The organism is uncultured Campylobacter sp. (genome assembly GCF_937949835.1).
In the GTDB taxonomy this organism is placed as follows: domain Bacteria; phylum Campylobacterota; class Campylobacteria; order Campylobacterales; family Campylobacteraceae; genus Campylobacter_B.
This window is the reverse complement of the sequence record NZ_CALEDC010000208.1, coordinates 1-6462: the sequence shown is the minus strand read 5'-3', so window position 1 is coordinate 6462 and position 6462 is coordinate 1. Positions and strand designations below refer to the sequence as shown.

The 6462-nt window shown below is 39.6% G+C and carries 3 protein-coding genes, 2 rRNA genes and 2 pseudogenes; 6 read left to right on the top strand and 1 reads right to left on the bottom strand.

Features of this window, described 5'->3' with window-relative positions; all coding sequences use genetic code 11:
- The 3 genes and pseudogenes from Q0256_RS04860 to Q0256_RS04850 form a co-directional block, all read left to right on the top strand.
- A 23S ribosomal RNA gene (locus tag Q0256_RS04860) occupies positions 1–262 on the top strand; the annotation flags it as partial.
- 417 nt (positions 263–679) lie between these two features.
- Positions 680–796 (top strand): 5S ribosomal RNA (gene rrf / locus Q0256_RS04855).
- Positions 797–1867: 1071 nt separating this feature from the next.
- Positions 1868–2107: pseudogene (locus Q0256_RS04850) on the top strand (ComEA family DNA-binding protein); the annotation flags it as partial.
- 789 nt (positions 2108–2896) lie between these two features.
- On the opposite strand, the pseudogene Q0256_RS04845 reads toward Q0256_RS04850, so the two are convergent.
- Positions 2897–3127 (bottom strand): annotated as a pseudogene (locus Q0256_RS04845) (EamA family transporter); the annotation flags it as partial.
- A gap of 475 nt (positions 3128–3602) precedes the next feature.
- Between Q0256_RS04845 and Q0256_RS04840 the strand changes: the two are divergent.
- The 3 genes from Q0256_RS04840 to Q0256_RS04830 all read left to right on the top strand — a co-directional run.
- Entirely contained in the window at positions 3603–3989 is a 387-nt protein-coding gene (locus Q0256_RS04840; RefSeq protein WP_297960600.1) for a hypothetical protein, read from the top strand.
- 791 nt (positions 3990–4780) lie between these two features.
- Positions 4781–5980: an OprD family outer membrane porin gene (locus tag Q0256_RS04835; protein ID WP_297960598.1), complete on the top strand. Its 1200-nt coding sequence runs from the start codon at positions 4781–4783 to the stop codon at positions 5978–5980.
- 75 nt (positions 5981–6055) lie between these two features.
- Positions 6056–6462 (top strand): c-type cytochrome (locus tag Q0256_RS04830; protein ID WP_297960595.1); only part of this gene is annotated, 407 nt, incomplete at its 3' end.

The window sequence follows — 6462 nt, the reverse complement described above, 5'->3', positions numbered from 1 at the left end:
GCGTAAGAAGATTGAGGAGAGTTGACCCTAGTACGAGAGGACCGGGTCGAACCGACCACTGGTGTACCGGTTGTTCTGCCAAGAGCACCGCCGGGTAGCTAAGTCGGGATGCGATAAGAGCTGAAAGCATCTAAGCTCGAAGCCGACTCCAAGATGAATCTTCTTTTAAGAGCTCTAGTAGACTACTAGTTTGATAGGCCGGATGTGTAATGGATGAAAGTCCTTTAGCTGACCGGTACTAATAGCTCGTTTGCTTATCTTTTAAGCATTACTTCCTTGTTAAGGATAAAATTGATTCCTAATTTTTCACTATGCTTCGTTAAACTTCGCTGCAGACTTCGGTCACATACCATACGTATGCTCCCTCGTCTTTGCTCGTTTGCCTCGCCTAGCAAAAAATTAGTTCTCAATTCGAAATAGTAAATTTTTACTATACCTTATCAACCTTTGTTTTTATAAAACAAGATCTGACTTTAACGATGAACGCAGTGTTAAATAAGAGATTATAAAAGATATCCGTAATCTATAATTAATCCAAATTAGATTACGAAGTATTTTTAATATGAGGCAAGCAGGCAGAAAAGGAACGAGTAAAGCTCCTATGCTACGCGGCTAAAGCTCGTAACATATTCGCAAGATATTACTATCAAATAACAAAAGCAATCCCTTATTTAACACTGCCTGTGGCTATACAGACGAGGAAACGCCTTGCTCCATCTCGAACCAAGAAGCTAAGCTCGTCCTGGCTGATGATACTATCCGTTACTCGGACGGGGAAAGTAGGTCGCTGCAGGCTTTGTTAGAATCTCATAACTTTCCATACAATTTTCAATTTAAATTCTATTCCAATGTCTTTAGTTTGTCGCTTCTTTTATCTAATAAATATTGCTTGATAAATTTAAAATTCTATAGTCTTCTTAGGATTTTAGAACCTTCTGCAAATACAAATTTTAAATCTAGCTCTCCATCAATACAAAATCTCAAAACTCTGCATTAAATTTGACTTATATTGAGTGAAAAATGATACGGATTGAAATTTTTCTATAATACTTGCTCGTTCGTATCGTTTTTCCATGCTATCCTGTTGCGTTTGCTTTTTAACTTCTATGGCGCGATCTTTATTTCTAACCTCTACGAGCCTCATTTATGATTTATACGTTCGTTCGTTTTTTAATACATTACCGCGCTTTTATATCTAGATTATAAAGCCGCCGGCACTTATAAAGCTTTCGTATGATTTAAACTAGATATCAAATAAAAAGCCTGGCAAGTGCTGTTACTTAATATAATGAAACGTTCTATAAGCAGATAAAACCCTATTAAAAATCAAGCCCGTAAAAAGCATGCCACACAAAAGCAAGCTTATGAATGCGGCTAAATTTTATGAAGATTGTTCGTATAGCTTTGCACGTAAAGTATCCTTGCCTTTCATAACACCAGCATCCCGTCGCCGTATGCGTCTAACATCGCCCGTAAAGCCTCCGTGCGCGGTAAGGTAGGGCTAAATTTCATAAATACCGCTGCTTAGCCTTTTACATGATTTAAATCCAAATCTCGTTTCAATGCTTGCAGTATTAAATTTAATCAGCTTTATCCGTGCCTATCTGCTTTTTAAGATCAAGCTAAAATTTAACGTATTTATTTAATAAAACGATCGAAGCATATAAAATTTCAATATATCCACTTAAATTTATCTGCCTTTAAGCCCGCTGCAAATATAATCCTTACCGTATTGCAAGATAGCGTAATAGCTATAGGCGGCATATCTATTCCCAAGCACTGACGCGGGATAGGTATATAAAAGCGCTCAATGCTAATAGACGTTTTTATTTAGCAATACAGATATCTTAACCTCAAAGGACTTTTAATGAAAAACCTATTTAAATCCGCACTATTTCTATCGCTTCCTGCATTTATGCTAGCAGCAGTAAATTTAAACACTGCAAGTAAAGAGGAGCTTATGGCGCTTCCTGGCATCGGAGAAGCAAAAGCTCAGGCTATTATAGATTACCGCAAGGATAATAAATTTAAAGATATCGAGGATATCAAAAATATTAAAGGCATAGGCGATAAAAGATTTGAGCTTATTAAAGATGATCTTGCCGTAAGCGGCACTACTGATATAAGTGATCTAAAATCTGCCAAGAAAAAAGCAAGTAAAAAAGCTAAAGATACCGTCAAATCCTCTAAGGCTAAGGCAAATGCCAAATCAGAAAAGATGCAAGAGAAAATGGATGATAGCATGGATAAAGCTATGAATGAGGATGGTAAAGTAAAAGGCTCTACGGCTAAGTTGAAAGATGATGCTAAAGAAGAGGGACCATCTAAGGCTAAAGGTAAGAGGAGTAAGAAGGGTAAGGGGGAGTAATTTCTCCCGACCTTAGCTTATTATTTTACAAGCCTGGCGCTTGAGATGAATGTAAGAGTTAGGTAGTAAGCGCATATATTTAGGCGAAGCTATGGAAGTGTGCAAGATTTCAATTTGCATCTTGCGTAATTAGCTTGATCGACTATACTGTAGATTTAGAAGTTTACAGTTTGATTTAAACTTGCGGATGCAATTTTATTTTATGGTACGGCGAGTCGATATTTTTTGTAATTTTAAGGTGCGAATTCCTGATTTTTCATAAATTTTAATCTCACTACTTTTAAGCAGAACTAAAATTACCTTAAAGACCGCCTAACTACAGCAAGGTATCGGCAAATCGATTACCGGCACGTTTCAGGCAATGCCTAGAACTCTATAGGCTAAAGTCAAGCCATAAGAAATCATAGCGGTTTAGGGCGGCAATTTTGCAGAAGCGGCAGTAGGTTTATCTTACGACAAAGCGTATGGCGCAGCACGAGAGTAACGGCTAAAAAGACCACAAGAGATAGATTTAAAGCAAATTGTACCCTATTTAAACGCCAGCATCATCACTCCCGCGCCGATTAGTGCTAGCGCGAGCCATTCGCGAAGACTCGGGCGCTCGCCTAAAAATATCACGGCTATGATTACAACGAGTACCACGCTTAGCTTATCGATCGGTGCTACTTGATAGGCTTTGCCGATTTGCAGGGCTTTGAAATATGCTAGCCACGATGCACCCGTCGCCAGCCCACTTAGTATCAAAAACACCCAGTTGCGAGGGGTTAGTGTTGTAGTATTCTATAGCACAAAGTTAATCGATCCTCAATTATGAATCATCCCGTAGCATAGATATAAATCGGTCAAATCCTCATGGTTTGCGATTTATAGGCATACGATTCGTTTATCGCGTATAGCGGCTATTCAATATAATAATTTAAGATGCGAGCTAACCCAGTAAAAGAAACTAGAACTTTATCGCGTTTGATTTAGACGCGACTACCAAGTCTTGCTTACGATTGCTGCTAAATTCTGCCCCGCATATATAGAAAAATCGTCAAAAGCGCATTCTCGCTTCGCCTAACGCTAAGAGAGATCTGTTTAAATTCCGCTTTGACGCCCCTCAAAAACAAATGCCAGCGACGCAAGCGCATCCATCGTCGTTTAAATTCTGCTCCGATGCCTCTCAAAAAAGCAAACTTTAAGCCCAAACCTACTACTCTAAAAGTTCAAATTTTACAAATAAGGATACTGAATGAAAAATTTTATATTTTCCGCACTTTTGGCTCTTGGCATCGCAGGCTGCGCCGTAAGCACCGCTCCGACGCCTGCAGGCAACTTGCGCTCGCTAAAATCCGAGATCGTAAACTACACTCGCCAAAGCTCCACAGCTTACGTCTATACGTTTAAAGACCTATCCAGCGGCGAGCTCTACACCGCTCACGCAAGCAGATATTATGCGGCTGCGGGAGATACTGCCTACATAAGTACCGCAGCAGGCGCTATCACCGATATGCGAATCATCTCGCGCAAAGCGGGTTCCGTTGCTCCGCACGCTTATGATATCGGCAAAATCGAGACCAAACAAATGCATAAAAACGACGCTATTGCTGTACCAGAGAGCGAAAATATCAGCTTTTAATCCTACGCGATTTTTAGTCGCTGCGCTCTTGAAGGTAAGCGAGCCTGCTTTTACTTTGTGAAACGTTTTTGTGTTTGCTCTCTACTCTTATGAAGGCAATAGTTTCTGTTCTTAATCATGGCGGGCTGGCGCGATTTGCTTGCGCTTTAAAGTCCGCTGATTCTTTATGCGATTGCCTGCATAAATTTTATATTTTATAAGTTGTGGAATTTTATATTCCGCAGAATTCTGCGCTGCACATCTTACTTATATGGCTAGGTTAGCATTTCCTATTCGCTTGCTTCGTGCTTAAGATTTCTTACTGCGTGACGCTATTTTGTCCGCAAAATTTTATATTATAGAAATACGGCTGGCGCTAGAATTTTGATTGCGAAATTCTTATAAATTTTCTTTCTCGCAGTTTTTCGCGTACTGCTCGTTTTCAGTGCAGTATTCCCCGCTGATAAGATGCCGCGTAGATTTTTAAAACCCACGCTTTGCAAATTTTGTGTCTTGAAATTTCATTCATAAAATTTTGTATCGTAAAATTTTATCAAATTTCTCCCGCATGAAAGAGGTGTTGCCGTCTGTTTACCGCAGCCTGATATAATCCCCACATCGAAATTAGAACTCCTTTCAATAATCGGCGAGGCCTGTGTGGGTCTCGCTTTTTTTATGCCCGTTAAATTTGGATTTTCAGTAAATACTCGGTAACAATTTGGTAAAATTTTAGTATTTTTCAGCCTATTTTAAGCATATAATTTGCCATTTTGTGCTACTATTGCGCTTACAAACTTTTAAAGGAGTTCAAAATGAAACTAGTTAAACTTAGTTTAGCGGCAGCAGTCGCTGCAGGTGCTCTTGCTATGAGTGCAAGTGCTGTTCCGTTAGAGGAAGCTATCAAGGACGTGGATCTAAACGGATACGCTCGTATGCGATACACTCACGATCACCTTAAAAATGAAACAAATAGCAATAAGGGCGTTTGGGAATTTAAATCCGAAGTAGATTTCAAAGCTAAAATCGATGATAACTTCTTTGGTGTAGTGGGCGTTAGGTTCTTAGATAGAGATAATGGCGAGTCACTTTCTTCTTCAAATAGCCAATATCACGGTGCGCAAAATCCAAGCGACAAAGATTCTGATTTCGATATCGCTAAAGCTTATTTAGGATACACTATCGGTGGTACCACTATTGCAGTCGGTCGCCAGGGCATAGGTTCGTTCTTTACCGATGATATGTATGGAGACGGTGTTAAGATTACTAGTACCGATATCGAGGGCTTGACAATTAGCGGCTTTTGGATGGATTCTTTAGAGAATGATGGAGATATTTCAAGCCTTGATTGGGGCGCAGCGGTAGATAATAAACTAACTACTGATCATAATCTATACGGTATAGGATTTATGGGCTCATACGATCCAGTATCTTTCCAGCTATGGTATAACGCCCTAGAGGACGTAGCGCAGCTTTTCGCTGCAGAGTTGGCTCTAAACTTTGATATCTCTGATGATTTCAATCTCGGTGTAAAAGGTCAGTACGCATTCTCTGATTTTGACGGCGATTATAAAGATGCAGGTGCTAGTGATGCAGACTTCTGGGCAGCAGAGGCTAATGCTGGTTTCTTTGGCGTTGATTTAGCTGCAGGTTATTTAAAATTTGAACCTGATGATAAAGATAAAGTTTCTTTTGTATCTTTTGAAGATCAAGGCTCTTTCATTAGCCCAGGTGAAGAGTTGTTAGACTATAGAAACTTTACTGGCGAAAATCACTACTGGTATGTAGTAGCAGGCTATACTATCCCTGATACTGGTATCAGAATCGGTGCCGATTACCTAGATGGTAAAGCAGATGGTGATAATGCATACGAAGTGGTAGGTAGAATTTCTTATAAATATAATGAAAAGCTAAGCTTCAAAACTTGGTATTCTCACTATAAGATTGACGATGCTGCTGGCGGTCTTGATGAGAAAAAAGATCGCATCAGATTTGAGGCTAAATACAGCTTCTAATTATTTACCTTATACAGGTAAAATTAGGGCGAAGCTTTTGCTTCGCCCTTTTTAAATTCTAAATCAAGGTTTTCTATGAAAATTTTTAAAATTTCTTTTTTAGCATGTTTTTTTGCCTTTAGTTTAAATGCCGCGGATAAAGCAAATGATGACACGTATGTATTCGAAGCCAAAGGTGAGTTTGCCAAAGAGCTAAAATCCCTGATCGAAAAGCATTCTAAAGATGAAAATGTAACCGTAAATATCTACAAAAGCGCTCCGGTCGCAGGCAGTAAAACTCATAGCGGCAAGGTAAATCGAAATATAAATTCTTTAAAAGAAAGAGGCGGAGCGATCTTCGCCGAAAAATGCGCTTCGTGTCACGGTGAAAGCGGGCAGAAGCGAGCTTACGGCGCGTCTCGTAAGATCAAAGATCTAAGCGGTAAGGAGATCGCAATGGCGATTTCGCAATACACCACAGATCTAAGCTATGGCGGCAAGAT

Bases quoted from the DNA above. Each gene is read 5' to 3' on its own strand.
- Q0256_RS04840 (WP_297960600.1), top strand. From the start codon at position 3,603: ATGAAAAATTTTATATTTTCCGCACTTTTGGCTCTTGGCATCGCAGGC.
- Q0256_RS04835 (WP_297960598.1), top strand. From the start codon at position 4,781: ATGAAACTAGTTAAACTTAGTTTAGCGGCAGCAGTCGCTGCAGGTGCT.